This window comes from Synechococcus sp. RS9907, from assembly GCF_014279615.1.
Classification (GTDB): Bacteria; Cyanobacteriota; Cyanobacteriia; order PCC-6307; family Cyanobiaceae; genus Parasynechococcus.
On the sequence record NZ_CP047944.1, the window covers coordinates 1,082,249 to 1,104,030 of the forward strand.

General features: G+C 62.3%; 27 protein-coding genes. 16 read left to right on the forward strand and 11 right to left on the reverse strand.

Features of this window, described 5'->3' with window-relative positions:
- Window positions 1–30 precede the first annotated feature (30 nt).
- The 6 genes from SynRS9907_RS05875 to SynRS9907_RS05900 all read left to right on the forward strand — a co-directional run bounded on the left by SynRS9907_RS05875 (window position 31) and on the right by SynRS9907_RS05900 (window position 7,819).
- The gene (locus SynRS9907_RS05875) at window positions 31–420 is read left to right on the forward strand and encodes an STAS domain-containing protein (protein ID WP_188022374.1); all 390 of its coding nucleotides are present in this window, start codon (window positions 31–33) and stop codon (window positions 418–420) included.
- A complete protein-coding gene (locus SynRS9907_RS05880; protein WP_188022132.1) occupies window positions 417–827 on the forward strand; it encodes a Mini-ribonuclease 3 in 411 nt (136 codons plus the stop codon). The genes SynRS9907_RS05875 and SynRS9907_RS05880 overlap by 4 nt, the downstream gene beginning before the upstream one ends.
- A 16-nt stretch (window positions 828–843) precedes the next feature.
- Entirely contained in the window at window positions 844–2,424 is a 1,581-nt protein-coding gene (rlmB, locus tag SynRS9907_RS05885) for a 23S rRNA (guanosine(2251)-2'-O)-methyltransferase RlmB (protein ID WP_188022133.1), read from the forward strand.
- Between the two features lie 57 nt (window positions 2,425–2,481).
- Window positions 2,482–2,727, forward strand: a complete 246-nt coding sequence (locus SynRS9907_RS05890; protein ID WP_186495541.1) for a DUF1816 domain-containing protein — start codon at window positions 2,482–2,484, stop codon at window positions 2,725–2,727.
- A 28-nt stretch (window positions 2,728–2,755) separates the two neighbouring features.
- A complete protein-coding gene (gene gatA / locus SynRS9907_RS05895) occupies window positions 2,756–4,231 on the forward strand; it encodes an Asp-tRNA(Asn)/Glu-tRNA(Gln) amidotransferase subunit GatA (protein ID WP_188022134.1) in 1,476 nt (491 codons plus the stop codon).
- A 69-nt stretch (window positions 4,232–4,300) separates the two neighbouring features.
- Window positions 4,301–7,819 carry a DNA polymerase III subunit alpha gene (locus SynRS9907_RS05900; RefSeq protein WP_188022135.1) on the forward strand — a complete coding sequence of 1,173 codons (3,519 nt, stop codon included), beginning with the start codon at window positions 4,301–4,303 and terminating at the stop codon, window positions 7,817–7,819.
- Window positions 7,820–7,855: 36 nt separating this feature from the next.
- On the opposite strand, the gene SynRS9907_RS05905 is transcribed toward SynRS9907_RS05900, so the two are convergent.
- Genes SynRS9907_RS05905 through ruvA form a run of 3 tightly spaced genes read right to left on the reverse strand, consistent with a single transcriptional unit; the run spans window position 7,856 to window position 9,252 of the window.
- The gene (locus tag SynRS9907_RS05905; protein ID WP_188022136.1) at window positions 7,856–8,269 is read right to left on the reverse strand and encodes a PAM68 family protein; all 414 of its coding nucleotides are present in this window, start codon (window positions 8,267–8,269) and stop codon (window positions 7,856–7,858) included.
- A 12-nt stretch (window positions 8,270–8,281) separates the two neighbouring features.
- Window positions 8,282–8,551 (reverse strand): 30S ribosomal protein S15, encoded by a 270-nt coding sequence (rpsO, locus tag SynRS9907_RS05910; RefSeq protein ID WP_006851408.1) that lies wholly within the window; start codon window positions 8,549–8,551, stop codon window positions 8,282–8,284.
- A gap of 56 nt (window positions 8,552–8,607) precedes the next feature.
- Window positions 8,608–9,252, reverse strand: a complete 645-nt coding sequence (ruvA, locus tag SynRS9907_RS05915) for a Holliday junction branch migration protein RuvA (RefSeq protein WP_188022375.1) — start codon at window positions 9,250–9,252, stop codon at window positions 8,608–8,610.
- A gap of 22 nt (window positions 9,253–9,274) precedes the next feature.
- Here ruvA and SynRS9907_RS05920 point away from each other — a divergent pair, with 22 nt between their 5' ends.
- Window positions 9,275–9,736, forward strand: coding sequence for a hypothetical protein (locus SynRS9907_RS05920; protein ID WP_188022137.1), 462 nt, complete (start codon window positions 9,275–9,277; stop codon window positions 9,734–9,736).
- 3 nt (window positions 9,737–9,739) lie between these two features.
- Here the strand turns inward: SynRS9907_RS05920 and SynRS9907_RS05925 are convergent, their stop codons facing one another.
- Window positions 9,740–10,630 (reverse strand): DMT family transporter, encoded by an 891-nt coding sequence (locus SynRS9907_RS05925; protein WP_188022138.1) that lies wholly within the window; start codon window positions 10,628–10,630, stop codon window positions 9,740–9,742.
- Window positions 10,631–10,683: 53 nt separating this feature from the next.
- On the opposite strand from SynRS9907_RS05925, the gene dnaG reads away from it, so the two are divergent.
- From dnaG to SynRS9907_RS05940, 3 genes are read left to right on the forward strand one after another with little or no spacing between them, the layout of a single operon-like run.
- Complete coding sequence (dnaG, locus tag SynRS9907_RS05930) at window positions 10,684–12,732, forward strand: DNA primase (RefSeq protein ID WP_186515210.1); 2,049 nt, start codon at window positions 10,684–10,686, stop codon at window positions 12,730–12,732.
- Between the two features lie 55 nt (window positions 12,733–12,787).
- Complete coding sequence (locus SynRS9907_RS05935) at window positions 12,788–13,045, forward strand: hypothetical protein (protein ID WP_115132806.1); 258 nt, start codon at window positions 12,788–12,790, stop codon at window positions 13,043–13,045.
- Window positions 13,045–13,341 (forward strand): hypothetical protein, encoded by a 297-nt coding sequence (locus SynRS9907_RS05940; RefSeq protein WP_006851716.1) that lies wholly within the window; start codon window positions 13,045–13,047, stop codon window positions 13,339–13,341. The genes SynRS9907_RS05935 and SynRS9907_RS05940 overlap by 1 nt, the downstream gene beginning before the upstream one ends.
- 24 nt (window positions 13,342–13,365) lie before the next feature.
- On the opposite strand, the gene SynRS9907_RS05945 is transcribed toward SynRS9907_RS05940, so the two are convergent.
- Together SynRS9907_RS05945 and SynRS9907_RS05950 are read right to left on the reverse strand one after the other, a co-directional pair.
- Window positions 13,366–14,640 (reverse strand): Y-family DNA polymerase, encoded by a 1,275-nt coding sequence (locus SynRS9907_RS05945; RefSeq protein ID WP_188022139.1) that lies wholly within the window; start codon window positions 14,638–14,640, stop codon window positions 13,366–13,368.
- Between the two features lie 12 nt (window positions 14,641–14,652).
- Window positions 14,653–15,084 (reverse strand): LexA family transcriptional regulator, encoded by a 432-nt coding sequence (locus tag SynRS9907_RS05950; RefSeq protein WP_006850817.1) that lies wholly within the window; start codon window positions 15,082–15,084, stop codon window positions 14,653–14,655.
- Between the two features lie 145 nt (window positions 15,085–15,229).
- On the opposite strand from SynRS9907_RS05950, the gene SynRS9907_RS05955 reads away from it, so the two are divergent.
- The gene (locus SynRS9907_RS05955) at window positions 15,230–15,961 is read left to right on the forward strand and encodes a calcium-binding protein (RefSeq protein ID WP_255446032.1); all 732 of its coding nucleotides are present in this window, start codon (window positions 15,230–15,232) and stop codon (window positions 15,959–15,961) included.
- Window positions 15,962–16,006: 45 nt separating this feature from the next.
- Window positions 16,007–16,396: a hypothetical protein gene (locus SynRS9907_RS05960; RefSeq protein ID WP_188022376.1), complete on the forward strand. Its 390-nt coding sequence runs from the start codon at window positions 16,007–16,009 to the stop codon at window positions 16,394–16,396.
- On the opposite strand, the gene SynRS9907_RS05965 is transcribed toward SynRS9907_RS05960, so the two are convergent.
- The 5 genes from SynRS9907_RS05965 to SynRS9907_RS05985 form a co-directional block, all read right to left on the reverse strand.
- Window positions 16,365–16,964 carry a 2OG-Fe(II) oxygenase gene (locus tag SynRS9907_RS05965; protein WP_188022141.1) on the reverse strand — a complete coding sequence of 200 codons (600 nt, stop codon included), beginning with the start codon at window positions 16,962–16,964 and terminating at the stop codon, window positions 16,365–16,367. The two genes, SynRS9907_RS05960 and SynRS9907_RS05965, sit on opposite strands and share 32 nt — an antisense overlap.
- 2 nt (window positions 16,965–16,966) lie before the next feature.
- Window positions 16,967–17,728, reverse strand: a complete 762-nt coding sequence (locus SynRS9907_RS05970) for a hypothetical protein (RefSeq protein ID WP_255446009.1) — start codon at window positions 17,726–17,728, stop codon at window positions 16,967–16,969.
- 111 nt (window positions 17,729–17,839) lie between these two features.
- A complete protein-coding gene (locus tag SynRS9907_RS05975; RefSeq protein WP_188022143.1) occupies window positions 17,840–18,274 on the reverse strand; it encodes a 23S rRNA (pseudouridine(1915)-N(3))-methyltransferase RlmH in 435 nt (144 codons plus the stop codon).
- Complete coding sequence (locus SynRS9907_RS05980; RefSeq protein ID WP_188022144.1) at window positions 18,271–18,699, reverse strand: hypothetical protein; 429 nt, start codon at window positions 18,697–18,699, stop codon at window positions 18,271–18,273. The genes SynRS9907_RS05975 and SynRS9907_RS05980 overlap by 4 nt, the downstream gene beginning before the upstream one ends.
- A gap of 3 nt (window positions 18,700–18,702) precedes the next feature.
- Window positions 18,703–19,188, reverse strand: coding sequence for a pentapeptide repeat-containing protein (locus SynRS9907_RS05985; RefSeq protein WP_186495107.1), 486 nt, complete (start codon window positions 19,186–19,188; stop codon window positions 18,703–18,705).
- Window positions 19,189–19,266: 78 nt separating this feature from the next.
- Here SynRS9907_RS05985 and SynRS9907_RS05990 point away from each other — a divergent pair, with 78 nt between their 5' ends.
- From SynRS9907_RS05990 to SynRS9907_RS06005, 4 genes are read left to right on the forward strand one after another with little or no spacing between them, the layout of a single operon-like run.
- Window positions 19,267–19,629 carry a YraN family protein gene (locus SynRS9907_RS05990; protein ID WP_188022145.1) on the forward strand — a complete coding sequence of 121 codons (363 nt, stop codon included), beginning with the start codon at window positions 19,267–19,269 and terminating at the stop codon, window positions 19,627–19,629.
- A 14-nt stretch (window positions 19,630–19,643) separates the two neighbouring features.
- Complete coding sequence (gene rsmA / locus SynRS9907_RS05995) at window positions 19,644–20,468, forward strand: 16S rRNA (adenine(1518)-N(6)/adenine(1519)-N(6))-dimethyltransferase RsmA (protein ID WP_188022146.1); 825 nt, start codon at window positions 19,644–19,646, stop codon at window positions 20,466–20,468.
- Window positions 20,469–20,477: 9 nt separating this feature from the next.
- Window positions 20,478–21,401 (forward strand): 4-(cytidine 5'-diphospho)-2-C-methyl-D-erythritol kinase, encoded by a 924-nt coding sequence (gene ispE, locus SynRS9907_RS06000; RefSeq protein WP_188022147.1) that lies wholly within the window; start codon window positions 20,478–20,480, stop codon window positions 21,399–21,401.
- A complete protein-coding gene (locus tag SynRS9907_RS06005) occupies window positions 21,398–21,715 on the forward strand; it encodes a DUF3082 domain-containing protein (protein WP_188022148.1) in 318 nt (105 codons plus the stop codon). The genes ispE and SynRS9907_RS06005 overlap by 4 nt, the downstream gene beginning before the upstream one ends.
- Window positions 21,716–21,782: the final 67 nt, after the last annotated feature.

The following is a 21,782-nucleotide window of genomic DNA, read 5'->3' on the forward strand; positions in this document are numbered from 1 at the left end:
CAACGCTCAGCATCACTACACTTCGTGCCGATGATGCCTGGGGGGCTTGATCCCATCAGCGAACTGCAGCGACTGACCGTCTCTCTCCGGGGCGGATTCGAACAGAAAGACGGCTGTTTGGTGTTTCATTTCACCGGTCAGTTGGATGCCTACTCCGAGAAGCAGTTCAAGGAGTACGTGGGCGATGTTTTGAAGGCCAACAAGCTTCCGTCTGTTCTCGATCTCAGCAAGATCGATTTTCTCGACTCATCCGGCCTTGGGGCGCTCGTTCAGCTGGCCAAGCAATGCACGGATGCCAAACGATCGTTTCTTTTGGTGGGCAACACCAGGGTGACGCAGACGATCAAGTTGGTGCGTCTTGAGGAGTTCCTTCATCTGGTGGAGGATCTGCCCACAGCCCTCAACCAGTTGGCCGCTTGAGCGATTGGATTCGAAGCCAGTCTCCCCGGGATATCAACGAACAGCTGGGTTCATTGCAGCTGGCTTGGATTGGTGATGCTGTGTGGGAGCTGCATCAACGGCTCCGCCATGGGTCGAGGCCAGGACGTTCTGACGACCTGCATCGCGCCGTTGTGGCTGATGTTCGTGCTGACGCCCAGTCCCGTTTGTTGAGCTGGCTGGAAGAACGCGAGCTCCTCTGTTCAGAAGAACTCGATCTGGTGCGGCGGGGTCGCAACAGTGCCGGGCGGGGGCCACGGCGCGCAGACGCTGCGGTTTATGGAAGGGCCACAGGGTTTGAGACAATGGTGGGCTGGCTGTTTCTGAACAATCCAGCCCGGCTTGCGGAGCTCTTCGATCACTTGGAGCAAGCCGGATCCAACCCATAACGTTGCCTCGCACACCATGAGCCCTCGCTTTGAACGCCGCTCCAGCGGCCCATCCCGCGATGGCCGTTCGGGGCCTGGTGGCAGTGGACGACCGGCAGGGGGGCGCTCGTCGATGGGCCGTTCCGGCAATGGTCGCCCCATGCCGGGCAACCGCCGTTCTGACGGCGGTCGCTCCCCTTATGCCAAGCCTGGGCGTGATGGCGGCGGTTATCGCGAACGACGCGCTCCACGGGATGGGGAGTGGGACCAGTCGCGAGGTGGCGATCGACCCGGCAATCGGTTTGGTGAGCGCTCTGGTGATCGACCCGGTTATCGGTTCAAGGAGCGGTCTGGTGAGCGTTTCGGTGATCGATCCGGTGATCGAACTGGAGAACGTTTCGGTGATCGCCCGAAAGAGCGTTTCGGCAACCGCTCCCGTTCCTTCGACCGAGATCAGAACGCCCCCCGCTCGGGCTATCAAAACGAACGCTCAGGGCCGGGACGTTTTCGCGATCGCAACGATCGGTTCGGCGACCGCCGTCGCTCCGGGGATGAACGGCGCCAACCGTCCCAGCGCCCCAGATCCCGCTTCGACGAGGCTCGTCCTCAGCGGCCGGATGCAGCCCCGGAGGCTGCAGCGGCCACCCCGCCAGCGGACGATCTGATCTGGGGGCGTCATGCCACCCAAGCCGCGTTGGAGGGTGGACGCCCCATCCATCGCATCTGGTGCACTGCCGAGATGCGCAGTGCCTCCAAATTCCTCCAGCTCCTGCGCGATGCCAAGGCCTCGGGCGTTCTCGTGGAAGAGGTGACCTGGGCCCGGTTGGGACAGATCACAGGTGGGTCCGTTCACCAGGGCATCGCCCTGCAGACGGCGGCGGCGGAAACCCTTGATCTCGACAGCCTCATCGAGGGCTGCTCGGATCTGGGCGAACCCCCCCTGTTGGTGGCCCTGGACGGTGTCACCGACCCCCACAACCTCGGGGCGGTTGTTCGCTCCGCTGAAGCCATGGGAGCCCATGGCGTGGTGATCCCCCAGCGCCGCAGTGCTGGCTTGACCGGTTCCGCCGCCAAGGTGGCCGCCGGAGCCCTGGAACACCTGCCGGTGGCACGCGTGGTCAACCTCAATCGCTCCCTGGAAAAGCTCAAAGACTCCGGCTACAGGGTGGTGGGCCTTGCCGCTGAAGGGGATGTGACCCTCACCGATGTCGACCTCAGTGGGCCGATGGTGCTGGTCACCGGATCCGAGGACCAGGGCCTGTCGCTGATGACCCGGCGCCATTGCGACCAGTTGGTTCGCATCCCGCTGCGGGGCATCACACCGAGCCTGAATGCCTCCGTCGCCACAGCCCTGTGCGTCTATGAAGTGGCACGGCGCAACTGGATGAAGGACATTCACGGTCAGGCACCGTCGCCGCCGATTCGGAGGCCCAAACTTGCCGGTGCTGAATCGCCTGTTGTGGCTGAACAACCTGTTTCGTCTGAACAGCCCGCTTCGCCCGAACAGCCTGAAGCACCTGTGGAGCAGGCTCCGGAACAGCGGATTGACCTGGATCTGAATCCATCGCAGCCGGATGCTGCCTTGCCGTTCGATCAGAACATCCAGCTATCTCCCTGAAAACAGCGCGGTTGACCAAGATCTCGGGGCACAATGCCCCGAGGTCTTGTTCCTCCCATGAGTCCCCTGATTCGGCCGCTGCGCAGCCTTGCCAATGGCTTTGGAGTCGCTTGGTGGGCTCGCGTTCAGACGTCTGGCCCTGATGTGACCTACTGGTTCGGTCCTTTCATCACCCGCAAGGGGCTGGAAAGCCAGCTCAGTGCCTTCCTGGACGACGTCAAGTCGGAGCAACCCCAGTCGATCAGCCATTCCCTGCTGCGGACCCGGCGCTCCGAGCCCCTCACCATCTCGGCTGAGGGCTGATCCTGCGGCTGATAGCGTCCTTGCTGCAATGGATCGCAGGGACATGACGATCAGCGCGTGGCGTCAGCAACTGCAGAGCGGCGAGGTTTCCTCCCGCGAGCTCGTTGATCAGCACCTCAAGCGGCTCGAAAGTTCTGAGCCTTCGCTGAACGCTTTTGTTGAAGTCACGGCCGATCAGGCCCGTGCTGAGGCGTCCCGCATCGATGAAGCCCGGGCCGCCGGAGAGACGCTTGGCCCCCTGGCGGGATTGCCACTGGCGATCAAGGACAACCTCTGCACCAAAGGTGTTCGCACCACCTGTTCCAGCCGCATGCTTGAGCAGTTCGTGCCGCCCTACGAATCCACGGTCACCGAGCGGCTCTGGCAGGCCGGTGGTGTGTTGGTGGGCAAGACAAATCTGGATGAGTTCGCCATGGGTGGCTCAACCGAAACGTCCGCATTCGGGGCCACACAGAACCCCTGGAACACCGCCCATGTGCCGGGTGGAAGCTCCGGTGGCAGTGCAGCGGCCGTCGCTGCTGGCAGTTGCGTCGCTTCGCTTGGTTCCGACACCGGTGGCTCCATCCGCCAACCGGCGTCGTTCTGTGGTGTGGTGGGCCTCAAGCCCACCTACGGCCGCGTCAGCCGTTGGGGCCTGGTGGCCTTCGCCAGCTCTCTGGATCAGGTGGGTCCCTTCGCCGGCAGCGTTGCTGATGTGGCCGAACTGCTCCAGGTGATCGCCGGGCCCGACCCCCGCGATTCCACCTGCCTTGATGCAGAGGTTCCCGATTTCAGCGCCGGCCTCAACCAGTCCATCAAGGGCCTGAAGGTGGGGGTGATCAAGGAGTGCTTCGATGCCGAAGGCCTCGATCCTGAGGTGAAGGCATCGGTGCAGGCCTCTGCTGCCCAGCTGGAGGCTCTCGGCGCTGAACTGGTGGAGGTGAGCTGCCCCCGGTTCAACGACGGCATCGCCACCTACTACGTGATCGCACCATCGGAGGCGTCGGCCAACCTGGCGCGATACGACGGTGTCAAATACGGCTTCCGTGCCGAAGACGCCGAGAGCCTTGCCGCGATGACGGCGCGAAGCCGTGCTGAAGGATTCGGCGCTGAGGTGCAACGGCGAATCCTGATCGGCACCTACGCCCTGTCTGCCGGATACGTCGATGCCTATTACAAAAAGGCGCAGCAGGTGCGCACCCTGATCCGGCGGGATTTTGATGCGGCCTTCCAGAGTGTTGATGTGCTGCTGACGCCAACAGCGCCGTCCACGGCCTTCAAGGCTGGCGCCCACGCCGACGACCCCCTAGCGATGTATCTGGCTGACCTGCTGACGATTCCGGTCAACCTTGCTGGACTTCCGGCCATCAGTGTTCCCTGTGGATTCAGCGCGGCGGGTCTGCCGATCGGGATGCAGCTGATCGGCAATGTGTTGGATGAACCGCGCCTGCTTCAGGTGGCGCATCAGTATGAGCAGGCCGCTCAGGTGTTTGCATCACGCCCGGAAGCCGCACTGGTTCCCTGAGTTGCCCCACATGTGGGGGGTGTGTTCCCCTTGAACGCTGGATCTTGCGTGGGGTCCTAATCTGACCCCATGGCTTTCGTTCCTCTCCACAACCACAGCGACTACAGCCTTCTGGACGGTGCGTCGCAGTTGCCGGCCATGGTGGAGCGGGCGAAGCAGCTGGGCATGCCCGCCATCGCCTTGACGGATCATGGCGTGATGTACGGCGCGATTGAGCTGCTGAAGCTCTGTCAGGGTTCAGATCTCAAGCCGATCATCGGCAATGAGATGTATGTGATCAACGGGTCCATTGACGACCCACAACCCAAGAAGGAGAAGCGATATCACCTGGTGGTGCTGGCCAAAAACGCCACCGGTTACTGCAATCTGGTGAAGCTCACCAGCATCAGCCACCTGCGGGGGATGCGGGGACGCGGGATTTTCTCCCGTGCCTGCATCGACAAGGAGCTGCTGAAGCAACACAGCGAAGGCCTGATCATCGCCACGGCCTGCCTCGGCGGTGAAATCGCCCAGGCGATTCTGCGGGGTCGCCCCGATGTGGCTCGCAAGGTGGCGGCTTGGTATCAGGAGGTGTTCGGCGACGACTACTACCTCGAGATCCAGGATCACGGATCCCCGGAAGATCGGATCGTCAACGTTGAGATCGTCAAAATTGCCAAGGAGCTCGGCATTCAGATCGTTGCCACCAACGATGCCCACTACCTGAGCAAGCAGGACGTTGAAGCCCACGATGCCTTGCTTTGCGTGCTCACCGGCAAGCTGATTACCGATGAGAAGCGGCTGCGTTACACCGGCACCGAATACATCAAAACCGAAGAGGAGATGGGACTTCTCTTCAAGGATCACCTGGAGCCTGAGGTGGTTCAGGAGGCGATCGCCAACACCGTCAAGGTGGCCGAGAAGGTGGAGCCCTACGACATTCTTGGGCGCTATCAAATGCCCCGCTTCCCCATTCCCGAGGGCCATACCCCCGTCAGCTACCTGAGGGAGGTGACCGAGCAGGGATTGCGGGATCGGCTCGAGCTCAGCCCTGAGGCCCCGTTGCCCGACGACTATGCCGAGCGCATGGCCCATGAGCTCAAGATCATGGAGCAGATGGGATTCCCCACCTACTTCCTTGTGGTCTGGGATTACATCCGTTTTGCCCGGGAACAAAACATTCCCGTCGGTCCGGGTCGTGGCTCCGCCGCAGGGTCGCTCGTCGCGTACTGCCTGGGGATCACCAACATTGATCCGATCACCAACTGTCTGCTGTTCGAGCGCTTCCTCAATCCCGAACGCAAGTCGATGCCTGACATCGACACCGACTTCTGCATCGAGCGTCGTGGGGAGGTGATCGACTACGTCACCGAGCGCTACGGCGAGGACAAGGTGGCGCAGATCATCACCTTCAACCGGATGACCTCCAAGGCGGTTTTGAAGGATGTGGCCCGGGTGCTCGACATTCCCTACGGCGATGCCGACCGTCTGGCGAAGCTGATCCCGGTGGTTCGCGGCAAGCCCGCCAAGCTCAAGGCGATGATCGGCGAGGAATCACCCAACCCCGAGTTCCGCGAGAAGTACGAGGCGGATCCAACGGTGAAGCGTTGGGTGGACATGGCGATGCGGATTGAAGGCACCAACAAAACCTTTGGTGTTCACGCAGCTGGTGTTGTTATCGCCGCTGATCCCCTCGATGAACTGGTGCCGTTGCAGCGCAACAACGATGGTCAGGTGATCACCCAGTACTTCATGGAAGACGTGGAATCCATGGGTCTGTTGAAGATGGATTTCCTGGGGTTGAAGAACCTCACGATGATCGAAAAGACCCTCGAACTGGTGGAGGTGAGCAGTGGCACCCGTGTCGACCCCGACAAGCTGCCACCGCAGGATGAAGAGACCTTTGCGCTCCTCGCGCGTGGTGATCTTGAGGGGATTTTCCAGTTGGAATCCAGCGGGATGCGGCAGATCGTGCGTGATCTCAAGCCGTCATCCCTGGAAGACATCTCATCGATTCTTGCCCTTTACAGACCGGGGCCCCTCGATGCGGGCCTGATTCCCAAATTCATCAACCGCAAGCACGGCCGGGAGGCGATCGACTTCGCCCACGCGATTCTTGAGCCGATCCTGTCCGAGACCTACGGGATCATGGTGTACCAGGAGCAGATCATGCGGATCGCTCAGGATCTGGCCGGCTACTCCCTGGGTCAGGCAGACCTTCTCCGGCGGGCGATGGGCAAGAAAAAAGTCTCCGAGATGCAAAAGCATCGCGGCATCTTCGTTCAGGGTGCTGGAGAGCGCGGCGTTGATGAAAAGGTCGCCGACGAACTGTTTGATCAGATGGTTCTTTTCGCTGAATACTGCTTCAACAAGAGCCATTCCACGGCCTATGGCGCCGTTACATACCAGACGGCTTACCTGAAAGCGCACTACCCGGTCGCCTACATGGCGGCCCTGCTCACGGTGAACGCCGGAGCTGCCGACAAAGTGCAGCGCTACATCTCCAATTGCAATGCGATGGGGATTGAGGTGATGCCCCCGGATGTGAATGCCTCGCTCACCGATTTCACCCCCAACGGCGATCGGATCCTGTTCGGCCTGTCCGCCGTTCGCAACCTTGGTGATGGTGCGATCCGTCAATTGATCGCCGCCCGCGATAGCGATGGGCCTTTCCGTTCCCTGGCCGATCTGTGTGATCGGATCCCGTCCTCGGTGCTCAACCGCCGTGGCCTGGAGTCGTTGATTCACTGCGGTGCCCTGGATGCCATGGATCCGCAGGCCAACCGTGCCCAGTTGATGGCTGATCTTGATCTGCTGCTCGACTGGGCCTCCTCACGGGCCAAAGATCGAGACAGCGGACAGGGCAACCTCTTTGATCTGATGGCTCCTGCCGCCGATGCCGATGGGCCGGCGGATCTCAGCCATGCACCCAAGGCGGCGCCGGTGCCGGACTATCCCCCAACCGAAAAGCTTCGTCTCGAAAAAGATCTGGTGGGCTTCTACCTCTCCGATCACCCACTCAAACAGCTCACACCCTCGTCGAAGTTGCTGGCTCCCATCGGTTTGGGCTCCCTGGAGGAACAGCCCGACAAAGCCAAGGTGAGTGCCATCGCGATGGTGGCTGAAATGCGCCAGGTCACCACCCGTAAGGGCGATCGCATGGCGATCCTGCAGCTCGAGGATCTCACCGGAAGTTGCGAAGCCGTGGTGTTCCCCAAGAGCTACGCGCGCCTCGCAGATCACCTGATGGCTGAAGCCCGCCTCTTGGTGTGGGCTGGGGTTGATCGGCGTGACGAGCGGGTGCAGCTGATCATTGACGACTGCCGTGCCGTCGATGAGCTCAATCTGCTGCTGGTTCAGCTCCCCTCCGATCAGGCCAGCGACATCGCCATTCAGCACAAGCTGCGGGAATGCCTGAACCAACATCGCCCCGAGCGGGATGAGCTGGGCGTGAAGGTGCCTGTGGTCGCCGAGGTGTTCCACGGCGACAGCGTTCGCTATGTGCGACTCGGTTCCCAGTTCTGCGTCAAAGACGTTGATGCGGCGATCGCGTCACTGCGCACCCAATCTTTTGAAGCCCGATGCAGCGACCGTCTGGTGCTCACCTGATCGTCTGATCAGGAGGGCCTGATCCACAGAACTGGATCAGGACTTCGATTGCTGTTGCTGCTGCTTCTGGGCCCGGATCGACTCCTTCATCCGCTGAATGTTCGGCTTGAAGTTCTCGAAGCCCAGCAGAGAACCCGGCTCGGGATCCCAGCTGGCGGTCAACACGCCAACGCTGAGGCCCACCAGACCCAGGAGGAAAAACAGGCCGGAGCCAGTCAGCGTGAGCCCTGGAGCGATATCGGCGATGCCACGGGTGACGACGAAATAACTGCCAACAAAAACTCCCATCCCAGCGAGGGACGGGAGTCCTGTGAACACAGCAACCCGGCGCGCCATCCGATCGGCCACGTAGCGAGGAATGGCTTCCTGCCGTGGCGTCCCTGAAGCAGGCTTGCTTCCCTTCCCGGACCCTTTGGGCTCAAAGGGGAGGGGATTGCGTTGCTCAGGCATGGGGGACGTCGATCAGCCGCGGATGCCCAGTTTGGCGATCGTGTCGGCGTAGCGTTGCTCGCTCTTGCTGCGCATGTAGCTCAGCAGGCGCTTGCGGCGGCCAATCATCTTGAGCAGCCCCTGGCGTGAGGAGAAGTCATGGATGTTGTTCTGCAGGTGGCTGCTGAGACGGTTGATCCGTTCACTCAGCATGGCCACCTGGACCTCGGCAGAACCGGTGTCGGTGCCGTGGGTCTGGTGGGTGTTGATCAGCTGCTGCTTCTCGGTGGTATCAAGCGACATGCGCGGGGGGCGGCCCTGTCAGTGCAAACAACTAGCTTACCTTCGCGTGGGGCGGCTCAGGCCGATTCGCGGCTCAGCCATTGCAGGCAGCCCCGCAGCCAGGCGTCTTGGTCGTCACCAGCAGGCGGTTGGCCATCGGCGCCCTCAGCGATCGCACGGATGGCTCGACGGATTTCCAGATCGTCGTAACCCAGCATCGACAGGGTCGCTTCCACATCGGCACCGCTTGCCGGCATCTGCTCCGAGCTGACGCCTTCCGCCAGCGATGGGGCGGGATCCACGCCCGCGAAGGCCGCAATCGAGGCCCTGAGTTCCACCGCCAGGCGCTCAGCGGTGCGTTTGCCGATGCCCTGCGCCTTGCAGATGCGACGCAGATCACCGCTGCTGATCGCTTCCACCAGCTCCTGGGGCTTGCATTCCTGCATCAGCGCCAGACCGGCCTGGGGGCCCACACCGCTGACGCTGATCAGCAGCCGGAACAGATCCCGCTCCTGGCGCAGGGGAAAGCCGTAGAGGCTGCTGCCGTCCTCCCGCTGCACCTGATGAATCCACAGGTTCAGGTCGCCATCCGCCGGCAGGTTCTGCTGATGACGTTCTGTCAGGTGCACCTCATATCCGACCGCACCGCAGAGCAGCAGAACGCCGCTACGGTTGCCTTGAGTCCAGCACTCCATCGGTCGTCCCTGCAGCCAGCCGATCATGGGGAGAGGTTTCAACCGCGTCATGTTGCCGCAGCTGTCATTGCCTGTCTCTGCTTTCAAGCGCGTTGTGCGCCGTTTGCTTCAGGTGCTGTGCGTTCTAACGATCGTGGTTTCACTGACGGCATGCAACGGATCTCAGCCGCCACGGGCTCTTCTGAATGAAGCGCTGGCCCTGCAGATTCAGCTCACCCAATCGGCCATTGCCAGCTCCCTCGATCTCACCCCGATGCCCATCGCCCCAAGCGTGAGTCGGGTGCGGGTGGAGGACCAGGAAAGTTTTGCCCTGGGTGACGAGCAGGGCCTCAGGATTTCAGGCCGCTTCGACTGGCAGCTGCCCGGCGACCGTGTGCAGGTGGACAGCCCGTTTGAACTGTTTCTGCAGCGGGGCTCCCGTGGTCAGAGCTGGCGCCTGGCCAGACCCAAAGGCGGATCCGACGATCGCCAGGCCTGGCTGACGTACCCCCTGGGTTTGGACAAAGCCTGAGCTCTAACGTCGCGCCGACAGGCTGATCAGGGTGGCGGCCAGCACCAGCATCCCGCCGCCCACCTGCCAGGCATTGATCGATTCGGCGAACCACAGCCAGCCCCAGCCTGCGGCAAAGACCACCTGCACGTAGTTGATCGATGTGGCTCGGGCGGCGGGCAGGCAGCGCAGGCCCTCGGTCACCCAGATCTGGCCCAGCTGGGTCATCACCCCAACCCCCAGGAGCCAGAACCATTCGATGCCTTGGGGCCAGACCCCTTGCTGCAGAACCCAGGGCAGGGTCAGGGGAACCGAGATCATCGGGAAATAGAGGATGATCACCAAGGGGTGCTCGGTTTGCGACAGCCGTCGCACACTCACGTAGGCCAGGGCGGTCATCAGAGCGCCTCCAATGCCGGTCAGGGCAGGGATCAGTTGCGCAGGTTGGGCTGTTCCCGTGAGCCACTGCGGTTGCACCACCAGGGTGACGCCGATCCAGCCCAGCAGAACCGCCGCACTGATGCGTCGGCGCAGGGGCTCGCCTAGCAGCAACAGCGCTGCTACGGCGGTGAAGGTGGGGTAGGTGTACTGGAGCACCGTCGCTGAAGCGAGCGGCAGCTGGTCAATCGCTTCGAAGAAGCAGAGCAGGGCCAAGCTGCCCAGCACCCCCCGCGCCACCAGCAGCCCCCGTCGCTGGCCCCACGGGGAGACCCCGGCCAGACGCAGGCCCACAGCGGTCAGAACGATGCTGATCAGGGCCCGGCACAGCACGATTTCCGCCACCGGAAGCCGACTGTTCAGTTGCTTGACGCACACCGTCATCAGGCTGAAAGCCAGGGAACTCAGGATCAGGGCACGGCTGCCCCGCACCGAGTCCCGGTTCCACCAGGGCTGCGGGGTCTGCGGTTCGGCCATGGCTGTTTGGATGACGGGGTGCACGGAACCCTGCGACTTCGCAGAATGGACCGATGGTGAACGCCCGCCTGCACCCAAGAACGATCGAGGCCGTCAAGGAACGGGCCGACATCGTTGATGTGGTGGGCGAGCACGTGGTGCTCAAGAAGAAGGGACGGGAATTCGTCGGGATCTGTCCGTTCCATGACGACAGCAAACCGTCGATGACGGTGTCGCCCGCCAAGCAGTTCTACTACTGCTTCTCCTGTGGTGCTGGCGGCAACTCCATCAAGTTCCTGATGGAGTTCCAGCGCCAGAGTTTCAGCGATGTGGTGCTGGATCTGGCGCGGCGTTATCAGCTGCCGATCGAGACGGTGGATGGTCCGCAGCAGGAACGGCTGCGGCAACAGTTGTCCCGCAGAGACAAGCTGCAACGGGCCCTGGCCCTGGCTGCCGGGTGGTTTCGTAGCCAGTTGATGGCGCCTGCCGGCGCAGAGGCCCTCAAGTACCTGAGTGAGGCCAGAGGGTTGAGTCCCGCCACCCAGGAGACCTTTCAACTCGGCTATGCGCCGGATCAGTGGGATGGTCTGCTGAAGCATCTCCAACAGGTTGAGGGGCTGGCGCCTGAGCTTCTCGAGGCTGCTGGGCTGGTGGTTCCCCGCAAGGGTGGCAACGGGTTCTATGACCGCTTCCGCCATCGGGTCATGGTGCCGATCCATGACCGTCAGGGCCGGGTGATCGGTTTCGGGGGACGCAGCCTTGATGGCAGCGAACCGAAATACCTCAACTCCCCTGAGACCGAAGTGTTCGAGAAGGGGAAGCATCTGTTCGGTCTCGACAAGGCCTCCAATGCCATCCGCAAGGACGACAGGGCGGTGGTGGTGGAGGGCTACTTCGATGTGATTGCCCTGCATGCCGCCGGCATCACCAACGCTGTGGCCTCCCTCGGCACGGCCCTGAGCAGTCAGCAGATCACCCAGTTGTGCCGCGTCAGCGACAGCAAGCGGATCGTTCTGAATTTCGACGCTGACGGCGCCGGTGTCCGTGCAGCCAATCGGGCCATCGGTGAGGTGGAGCAGCTGGCGATGCAGGGCCAGCTGGAGCTGCGGGTTCTGCACCTTCCATCAGGCAAGGACCCCGATGAGTTCCTCAAACAAAACGGGGCCGGCGATTACCGCGCCCTGCTCGATCAGGCCCCCCTCTGGCTGGATTGGCAGATCGAGCAGGTGCTGGAGGAGCGCGATCTCAGCCGGGCCGACCAGTTCCAACAGGCGGTCACGGCCCTGGTGGGGCTGCTGGGCAAACTGCCCCAGTCCGCCGTGCGCACCCACTACCTCCAACGGGTGGCGGAGCGCCTCAGTGGTGGCCAGGGACGCCTGGCGCTTCAGCTCGAGGACGACCTGCGGCAGCAGGTGAAGGGCCAGCGTTGGCATGGGCGCTCCAGCCGTCACGAGCAGCCCGGTGAATCCGGACAGCGGGAGCGTTGTGAGGCCGATCTGCTGCGGCTGTATCTGCATTGCCCCCGGCATCGGGCCACGATTCGCCAGGAACTGCGCAAACGCGAACTGGAGGATTTCGCCATTCCCCATCACCGCCATCTCTGGGCGGCCATTACGGATCTCGAGGAGACCAACCTGGGTGAGGGGCGCATGGAGTCGATCAGCCGTTGCGACGACGACGGCGAGGGTCTGGATCTCATCGATCTGCCCCGCTTGCTCACCGATCAGCTTCTGCTGGAGAGCAGTGCGCTGGTGTCCCGCCTGACGCCCCTTTTGGAGCCAGGTGAATTGCAGCGTGTTGCCCTGGCGGAGCCCCTGGAGCAGCTGCGGGGCATTGCTGCCCTGCTGGAGCGTCAGAAAAGCTTGAAGCGCTGCCGGCACCTGTTGGAGGCCTGGGGCGGCCAGCGTCTGCAAACCCTGGAATCCTGCATCGCTGTTCTGATTGATCAGGAGGCTTCGTCAGATCAGGCCTCCGTGGACATGGAGGTGCGGATTCAGGCCCTCTTCGATGACCTCAACCGTGATGCGCTGCGCTACCAGGAGCTGTATTACACCGAGCGAAAACACATCGGCCATCTGGATCAGCAACGATGCGCCAGCTACACCGTTCCCCCGGCCGCCTGAGCCATGGGCCGCTGGTCTGGGCAAACTGCATCAGGATCTGTTCCTCGAGTTGAAGATGTCTGAATTCTTCGAAGCGATCTGGCACGGCGAGGGCGTCGGCGACGGCGGTGATCTGGAGGAAGCGCTGCAGGCCTACGTCGCGGTGAAGCCGGAGGAGGGGGATTGGGTTGAGGCTTGCGCCGCCGAGGGGGCCGACCCTGTGATCGAGCGCTTCGCCTCGTTTGACGCCTACCTCGACAATGCTGATCCGCTTGAGCGCATTGCCGTCACCCCGCAGATGATCAGCGAAGCCCTTGCGTTGTTGCCGTCCTGATGACTGATTCGCAGCTGGATTTCGCCGCGCTCGATCCGGTCAACCACCTCTGGCCGGCCTTCGTGGAGCGTCTGGGTTCCGAGAAGGCTCAGCGGGCTGTTCGTCAGGCGCTGGATCTGCAGGGCATGCGAGGGCACCAGGGCACCCTGCCGGTGCTGTTCACTGAAACCGGAGGACTGGCGTTGGCCAGCACCGATCTGGTGCGGGAGCAGACGGGTCTCAACGCCCACGGCGAGCGGATGGTCTTGCTGCTCAGCACCCGTGAGCAGGTCATCCAGCTGCTGCAGGAGGTCTGAGGCCTGGCTCATCAACGCTGTGGGTCAGGCCTTCACCACCGGTAGATCCTGCAGACGGGTGGTGGCGGCGCGGCTGAGTTGCTCACGCCGCATCAACCAACTGGGCTGCAGTCCGCAACCGGCCCATTGCAGGGTTCCACGCCCGTAACGCCGATTGATCCGGTCGATGGTCTGCATCAGGCACTCCCGTTTCTGCTGCTGCTCCTCACTCATCGGCACCATCAGATGGGTCTGCAGGATGTCGTGGCTCTGCAGGTGCTGCATCAGCACGCCGGCCTTGGCCAATGGACGGTGGGGGCGAAAGATCCGTGCCACCAAGGGGCGTGCCGCCTCCAGCAGCACGGCTGTGTCATTGCTCGGCAGGTCCAGCTGCGTGCTGGCGGCTTGGCTGTAAAACCCAGGAGCGAACGGGCTGGTGCGGGTGTAGATGGTGAGCGCTGCTGCCCGTTGCCGTTGCTTGCGTAATTTCTCGGCGGCGCGCACCACATAGGTGGCGATGGCCTGGTGCAGCTCCTCCTGGCTGGTGATGGGTCGGCTGAAACTGCGGCTCACGCAGGTTTCCTGCTTCGGTGCTGGTGCCAGCTCCAGCGGCAGGCAGGCATGGCCCCGCAGCTCCCGTTGCAGCCGCAGACCCACCACGCCGCATTTGGCGCGCAGTTCACCGCTCGGCATGTCCCGGAGGTGTCGTGCGTTGCTGACGCCCCGCAGGCGACACCAATGGGCCAGTTGTCGACCGATTCCCCAGACATCCTCGATCGCAATGGTTTCCAGCCAGCGATCGGGGTTGTCGCACTGGCCGAGGTCGAACATCCCGGCATGGTCTGGGGTCTGTTTGGCCAGGCGATTGGCCAGCTTGGCCTGGGCCTTGCTGGCCCCTAAGCCGATGGCGATCGGTAGGCCGAGGTTCTGCCGTGCCCGTGCCCGCAGCTGGCGGGCCCAACCCTGCAGGTCGCCATCGCGGGGACGACGAATCCTCCCGAAGGCCTCGTCAATCGAATACACCTCCAGCTCTTCACAGTGGGCCTCCAGCAGGCTCATCATCCGCTGGCTCATGTCGGCATAAAGCGCGTAGTTCGAACTGCGCACCACAACGTTGTGCCGTTCAAGCTCCCGGCGCGCCTTGAAGTACGGCGTCCCCATGCGGATGCCGAGGGCACGGGCTTCGGCACTGCGCGCAACGATGCAGCCGTCGTTGTTGGACAGCACCACCACGGGGTGACCGATCAGAGCCGGATCCAGGCTCTGTTCGCAGGAGGCATAGAAGTTGTTTCCATCGATCAGGGCCGTGGCCTGAGGCATGGCGATGTCGCTTCAGAGCGGATGGATCACGTGGATGGCGACGCCCCAGATCTGCACTTCGCCGCAGCGGTGAAGCTCCAGTGGCGGATAGTCCGGATGGGCGGCTTCCAGGCGCAACCGGCCGCGATGACGCATCAGGCGTTTGAGGGTGAAGGCACCGTCGAGCACAGCCACAACCACCTGGCCCGGGCGCGGGTCGAGGCTCCGATCGACCACCAGAAGATCGCCGTCGTGGATGCCGGCGTCGGTCATCGATTCGCCGCTCACATGCAGGAAAAAGGTGCTGGTGGGATGCCGGATCAGCTGTTCATTGAGGTCGATCCCCACGTCGACGTAGTCATCGGCGGGGGACGGGAAGCCTGCGGCGACCCGTTCTCCGGCCAGGGGCAGCGTGAGTCGACTGCGCTTGGGCTGCAGGGGAAGCGGTCTGTGTTGGAGCTCCACAGAGCATCAAATTAGTATTTTTGTACTATAGAAGAGGTTCTTGTCGGCGGGGCTACGTTCAGGTGGTGCCGGTTTTCAGCCGATGGATAAGTGGTGGAAACGGAGCCCACCAACGGCCCTAGGCCAGGCTTTTTATCTCAGCCCTATGTTCTCGAGGTTGAGGATCGAGACGAGGGATTACCGATCTCATCCGGTTCTGGGTGGAGTCAGTAGCACCCGTTGGGCGGCTTATGAGCGGTTTGAGCGGCGTCATGCTTCGCTTGCGCATCAATTGAAGGATCAGCCGGTGGCATCGCCAGCCATTCAGTTGATCGGCAGGAGAGAAAGAGTGATACCAGCTTTATCGTCTCCGGAGGTGTATGGCATCAAAGCAGTTGCAGCGAGGCACGGGCGGCTGAAGAAGCCCGGAGTTATTGCAGGTCATCGCGGTCGGAACCGTTTGGCTGGAAGTCGTGGTGATGACGTCCTCATGGGCTTCGCGGGACGGGATGTTCTGATCGGGGGGAAGGGGAGCGATCTGCTGTCGGGGGGCACTGGAGCAGACCGCTTCCGATTTCGAAAGGTCGATCGTCGGGGCCAAGGCGTGGATACAGATACGGTTGTCGACTTCAATCCAGACGAAGGGGACCGGATCAAAATTAATGGCGTTCGCCATGACGTCGGCATGGATGGCTTCTCCGGGCGGTCTGGTGAGCTTCAAGCGATGGTCTGGATGGCTGGAATGTTGCCTGAATCGGAGGGCAGGGTGCCGAGTTGGATGATTCAGGGAGTGATGCTGGCGGTGGACGACGACGGGGATAAACGCGCCGATGCTTTCATCCAGCTCCCTGGCCTGGGTGAGTGGCGAAAAGAGTGGCTGGTTTCTCAAGGGATGTGATCCCGTTTTTCATCAGGGAAGATGTCGTCTCTTGCTCGCAACGGCATGGCTGACTCCCCTTACCTCGTGGCTATGGCGCTGATCGATCAGCAGGGCCGGCGCGCCCTGCCCCTGGGGGGACGGTCTCAGAAAGATGTGGCTCCGCAGGGTGAGGCTCCGGAAGCGTTAGGCCATGCTCTGGTGCTGGAGCTGTTGCTGCGGGTGTGGCAGCGCAGTGATCAGGGTGTGCTGCAGCGTGCGGCTGGAGCCGACAGCCTGCTGCTGGTGGAGCTGCCGATGGAACGGCTGCCGGAGGACGTGCCCAGGCTCAAGGCGGACTGGTTGAACACGGGGGATACGGCCAAGTTCAAAGCGGGATTGCAGGCTTTCTCCCCGCGGGCCTGGACGGTTTCGATCGAAAAATTCAAGCCGGTGGCTCTGCAGCCGTTGTGGTGAGGGGTGCTTGCTCCCAGATGTTCACGGCCACGGAATAGCGCTCGCCTTCGAACGGGTTGATCCGGTGCAGGATGCCTGGGGAGAACAGCACCAGACGGTTCACCACCGGTGGGATCGAGATCACCGAGCGGAATGTGGGTAACGGCCCCTGGTATCCGTTCTCGATCGGAGGGCTATCGGCCACCAGCAGTTCGCCGCCAGCGCAGCTCACGTGGGGGTAGAACACGGTGGACAGCAACGGCAGCAGGAAACGGCCGCTGCGTCGACCTTCCAGCTCGTCCTTGTCGATGTGCCAGTCGAGATCGTTGTTGGTGTTGCACCACCACTCGACTCCGGCCCGCTGGGGTGCGAACGGTGTTGCCAGAGGGAGCAGGACCTCGTCGAGGTAGTGATCGACGACGGCTTGCTGAGCCGCTGCGTGAATCGAGCGGGGAGAACCGGTTTCGGGTCGCCAGCTGAATTGAGCATCACCGTCGTGTTCCTCCTTGAGTCGCCCGTGGATGTCACACAGGTCGCGTAGGTCCTGAAGGGCGCTGGCGGGTAGAAGGTTGTCGATGACGTGCAGCATGGTCAGGACTCACCTGCAGCTTGTGCCTGCAGGCGCATCAAGTAGTGAAACGCCTCGCTGTCGGTGTCGCGAGCAATTTTTTTTAGCCCGAAGCTGTCGCGGCGTTCAATTATGCGATCGATGCTTTTGCAGGACACTTTCTTTTTCTTGGGCACTGTGATCAGAGGCGGCTGAAAGATCGCGTTCTGATCTTCCAGGAGATGAAGAATGCTGGGAATGGCGACTTCAGCCAACGGCCAGATGCGATGTGTCTTTCTCTTGAAGTAATTGTCTTTGAAGAAGTAGTTGTAAATGACACCGAAGGTTTTGAAGACTGACCAGGGCATGTAGGCACCGCAAACTCGCCCGCTACGGAGTTTTGAAACGTCTCCGTCCAGCATTTCTGTGGTAAAGCGCTTGAGTCGAGGATCAGCGACGGCTGGAGCTGACCATTTCCAAGCGCTTTTTTTGTCGTAGCGAAACGCCCTATTGCCGCAGCCAATGCGGTGGTTCTGGAGCTGATCTTTGGCTTTGGCGGACACCAGCAGATCGGTATCAGTGTGAATCAGGACTTTGTCGTGGATCTGGTGATCGGCAAGCGCCGTTTTGATCAGTTCACACAGGGCATAGGCCGTGCAGGGCCGCCAGGTGGGCTGCCTTCGTTTGGTGAAGGCAATGCTGTACCCCTCCCGCTCGGCGAAGGCGGTCAGCTCGGATTGGAGATCAGGGTGACTCTCCAGAGACACGTGGAAGTAATGATGCAGCTCGAAGGGCGCAAGAAACACCCTGTAGTTCTCCAGTTGTCGGGCGATGTGATCAATCGACTGGCCGTGAATCGGGGACAGCAGAGCCAGACGCATGGTCGAGGGGGAGAGATCAGCGGCCATCGCTGAACCCTAGGCGCGGTGGTAGGGGCTGCCTTGGACAATCGCCTGGGCCCGGAACAGTTGTTCCACAAGCATCAGCCGCGCCAGTTCGTGGGGGAAGGTCATCGGGGAGAGGCTCAGTCGCCATTGGGCCTGCTCCTTGAGCTCGGCGGTGAGACCGTCGGCTCCACCAATCACAAAGGCCAGCCGCTGGTTGCCGAATTGCTCGAGTCGTTGTGCGAAGGGAACCGACGCCAAGGTGTCGCCCTGTTCCATCAGCGCAATCAGGGTTTCATCGGGCCGCAGGGCTGCCCTGATGGCATCGGCTTCCTTGTCTGGGTTGCTGTCGCGCAGTTCGCTGATGGTCAACCCAGGCAGGCGTTTGAGGTAGAGGTCAATGCCGTCCTGAATCCAGCCACGCCGCACTTTGCCCACCGCAAGAATCCGGCAACGAGCCGGGTTCAAACGTCGTCTCCTTCGTCCTCGAGCAGCAGCTGCCCGAAAGCCACGTAAAGGCTTTCCTCCTCGCTGCCCGGGGCCACCTTCGGCCGTTTCGGCTGGGTGTTTTTTCCCGGTCCGGGCTGGCTGCGCACTGGTACGGCGAGGTCTGGAGAGTCGTTGTTGCTGTTGAACGGCGACGGTGGTGCTGATGGTTTGCGTTGAGCCTCCAACTGTTTGAGGCGGTCCATCAGGTGCTCAGGAACGGTGCCGTCCTGACTGGCCTTCATCAGTTCCCGGAAGAGCTCTTCGGGGTTCTTCTCGGTTTCAACGCGATGGCGAACCTGGCTGGCTTTGGGCGCTGCCGCAGGTTTCTCCGGTTCCGGCAGGCGCGCAGGGAGTTGACGCCCCAACTCACGCAGGCGCTCAAGGCTGCGGGGATCAAAACTCATGGTTCAAGCGCAACCGAGACTCTCGCGGGTGCTGCGGCCCGTGACGGAATTCGTTCCGTCGGCAACGGCGCAGAGGCTTTTGAGTTGGTCTCCTCGCATGGGAACGTCGGTGAAGTCAGCTCCTGTGATCAACACATCACTGAAACGGGTGTTGAAGGCAAAAGCTCCCTCCAGCACGGCGTCCTCAAGGTTGGTGCCAGTCATCACAGCGGCGTCGAGGGTTGCTTCGCGCAGGTCGGTGCCGCTGAGGTCGGCATCCTGCAGCTTGGCGCCGTAGAGGCTGGCTCCCCGAAGATCCGATCCGGAGAGGTTGGCTTCGCGCAGGTTGCTGAGGTTGAAGGTGGCCCCCCGCAGGTCCTTGTTCGAGTAGTCGGCACCGATCAGCACCTGTTTGGCCACATCCATCGCGGCGTGGGCCGGAGCCGCCAACAGCCACTGGCATGAGAACACCACCAGAGAGATCAGTACGGCCGTGAAGCGTCTGCGCATGATCGAAACCATCACCGCTGAACCCTAGAACTGTTCCAGGGGGGAATGGTTTGAACCAGGACGTGATGGTTCAAGTCTGTGGGGTGTCAATGCAGCGGTGGCTGGGCGGAGCAGCAGGCCTTGCAGCAGCTGGAAGCGCAGGGATGGCGGTTGCTGGACCGCAACTGGCACTGCCGCTGGGGCGAGCTCGATCTGGTGCTGGAGCGGCAGCAGCTGCTGCTGGTGGTGGAGGTGAAGGGGCGTCGCACGGGGCATCACGACCGCCATGGCCTCGATGCCTTTCATTCCGCCAAACGGCGCCGCATGGCTCGCGCGATCAGTTGCTGGAGAGCGGTGCATCCGGCATCAGCTGAGCAGCTGCTTCGGGTCAAGCTGGCTCTTGTTCCCTTAACAGCACCCTGTCGAACGATTCGCTGGATTGATGTGGAACGGCTGTGCTGATGCACAGTTGACCCATGGGTTTCTCCGGACATCACGCCCGCAAGCGTTTCGGTCAGCACTGGTTGCGGGACGAATCCGTGCTGCAACGAATCATCGAAGCCGCTGATCTGCAGTCCACCGATCGGGTGCTTGAGGTGGGGCCCGGTCGCGGGGCGTTGACCGAGCGTCTGCTGGCCGCGGGGCTGAAGGCGGTGCATGCGATTGAGCTCGACCGCGATCTGGTGCAAGGCCTTCGAGAGCGTTTTGAGGTTCAGCCTGGGTTCAGCCTTCATCAAGGCGATGTTCTTGATGCCCCACTGGAATTAAGTGATGGACGCATCGCCGACAAGGTGGTGGCCAACATCCCGTACAACATCACTGGCCCACTGCTGGAGCGGTTGGTGGGCCGACTGGACCGGCCGGTGGATCCGCCCTACCAACGGCTTGTGTTGCTGGTGCAGAAAGAGGTGGCTGAGCGGATTCGTGCCCGGCCGGGCCACAGCAGCTTCAGCGCCCTGAGTGTTCGCATGCAGTTGCTGGCCCGGTGCCATTCGGTGTGTCCGGTGCCGCCGCGCTGTTTCCAGCCGCCACCAAAGGTGCAATCGGAAGTGATCTGCCTGGAGCCCTTGCCGGCCTCGGAGCGGGTGGGGCCAGCCCTGGCCGCCCGGGTGGAATCGCTGCTGAAGCAGGCGTTTCTGGCGCGGCGCAAGATGTTGCGCAACACCCTGGCGGGTGTGGCTGAGCCAAACCGCCTGAAGGATCTTGCGGCCTCTGCGGGTTTCAGCCTGCAGCAACGCCCCCAGGAACTCGCGCCCGCCACCTGGGTCGCCCTGGCCAGGGGTTTGAATCGGGGCGACTGAACAACCACCATGATCACGGTGTCGGCCCCGGCCAAAGTCAACCTGCACCTGGAGGTCCTGGGGCTGCGTTCGGACGGTTTCCATGAGCTGGCCATGGTGATGCAGAGCATCGACTTGGCGGATCGCCTGAGCTTTCAGAACACCGCCGATGCACAACTCAGCCTCACCTGCGATGACGCCAGCCTCAGCGTCGGCGACGACAACCTGATCCTCCGGGCCGCCCAGTTGCTGCGGGATCGTTCGGGTTTCAGTGAATTGGGGGCGTCCATTCATCTGGAGAAGCGCATCCCCATCGGTGCTGGCCTGGCTGGTGGCTCCAGCGACGGCGCCGCGGCACTGGTTGGTCTGAATGCTCTGTGGGGCTTGGGCCACAGCCCCGCGGATCTGGAGCGAATGGCCGCTGAGCTCGGTTCCGACATGCCCTTCTGTGTGGCCGGAGGATGTCAGCTCTGCTTCGGGCGAGGCGAACAACTGGAAGCCGTGCCGCCAACGCCCCAACCCCTGGCGGTGCTCTTGGTCAAAGACCCCACGGTGAGCGTCTCAACGCCCTGGGCTTACAAGCGTTGCCGCGAACTCAAGCAATCCCACTACCTCGCGGATGAGGCGGCTTTTGAACAACGCCGGCAAGCCTTGCGCAGCGTTGATTGGCTCCAGCCATTGCGCAGCGATCTGCCACCTCCTTTGCGCAATGACCTGCAGGACGTGGTGGCCCCCGAAACAGCTGCGGTGCGTTCGGCGCTCGATCTATTGAACAGCGTTCCCCAAAGCTTGGCGGTGGCCATGAGCGGTTCTGGACCCAGTTGCTTCGGGCTGTTCTCCGATCTGGCGTCGTGCCGCCAGGCGCTGGATCAGCTTGCTCCTCAGCTGGAGCGCGCCGGCCTGAAGGCCTGGTCTTGCGCCCTCCGCAGCGATGGCGTGAGGATCGAGGCATGACTGATGTCCCCACACCAGAGAGCCCCGAACCACGGGATCCGCGCAAAGGTCCGCTCAGTTTTCTCTCCGGAGCGCTGACGGCTGGGCTTTTGGCCTGGCTTGCCCTGGGGTTGAGTCGGCGGATGGTGGTGTACTTCGCCGTTCATCCCCCGCACTACAGCTCGCCGATTGCCCAAAACATCGCCGTCACCCTGAAGACCCTGCTGGTGGGTTTGTCCTTCCTGGCCACCTTCAGCACCGCTTTTGTGGCCCTTGGTCTGACCCTGGTGTTTCTTCGCAGTCTCTTTACGGCTCGCGGTCAGAACCCTGCCTAGCGTCCGCTCATTGCCAGGGTTCGGATGACGCCCCACGACCTCGGCCAGCTGGCGTTGCTGCTGTCTC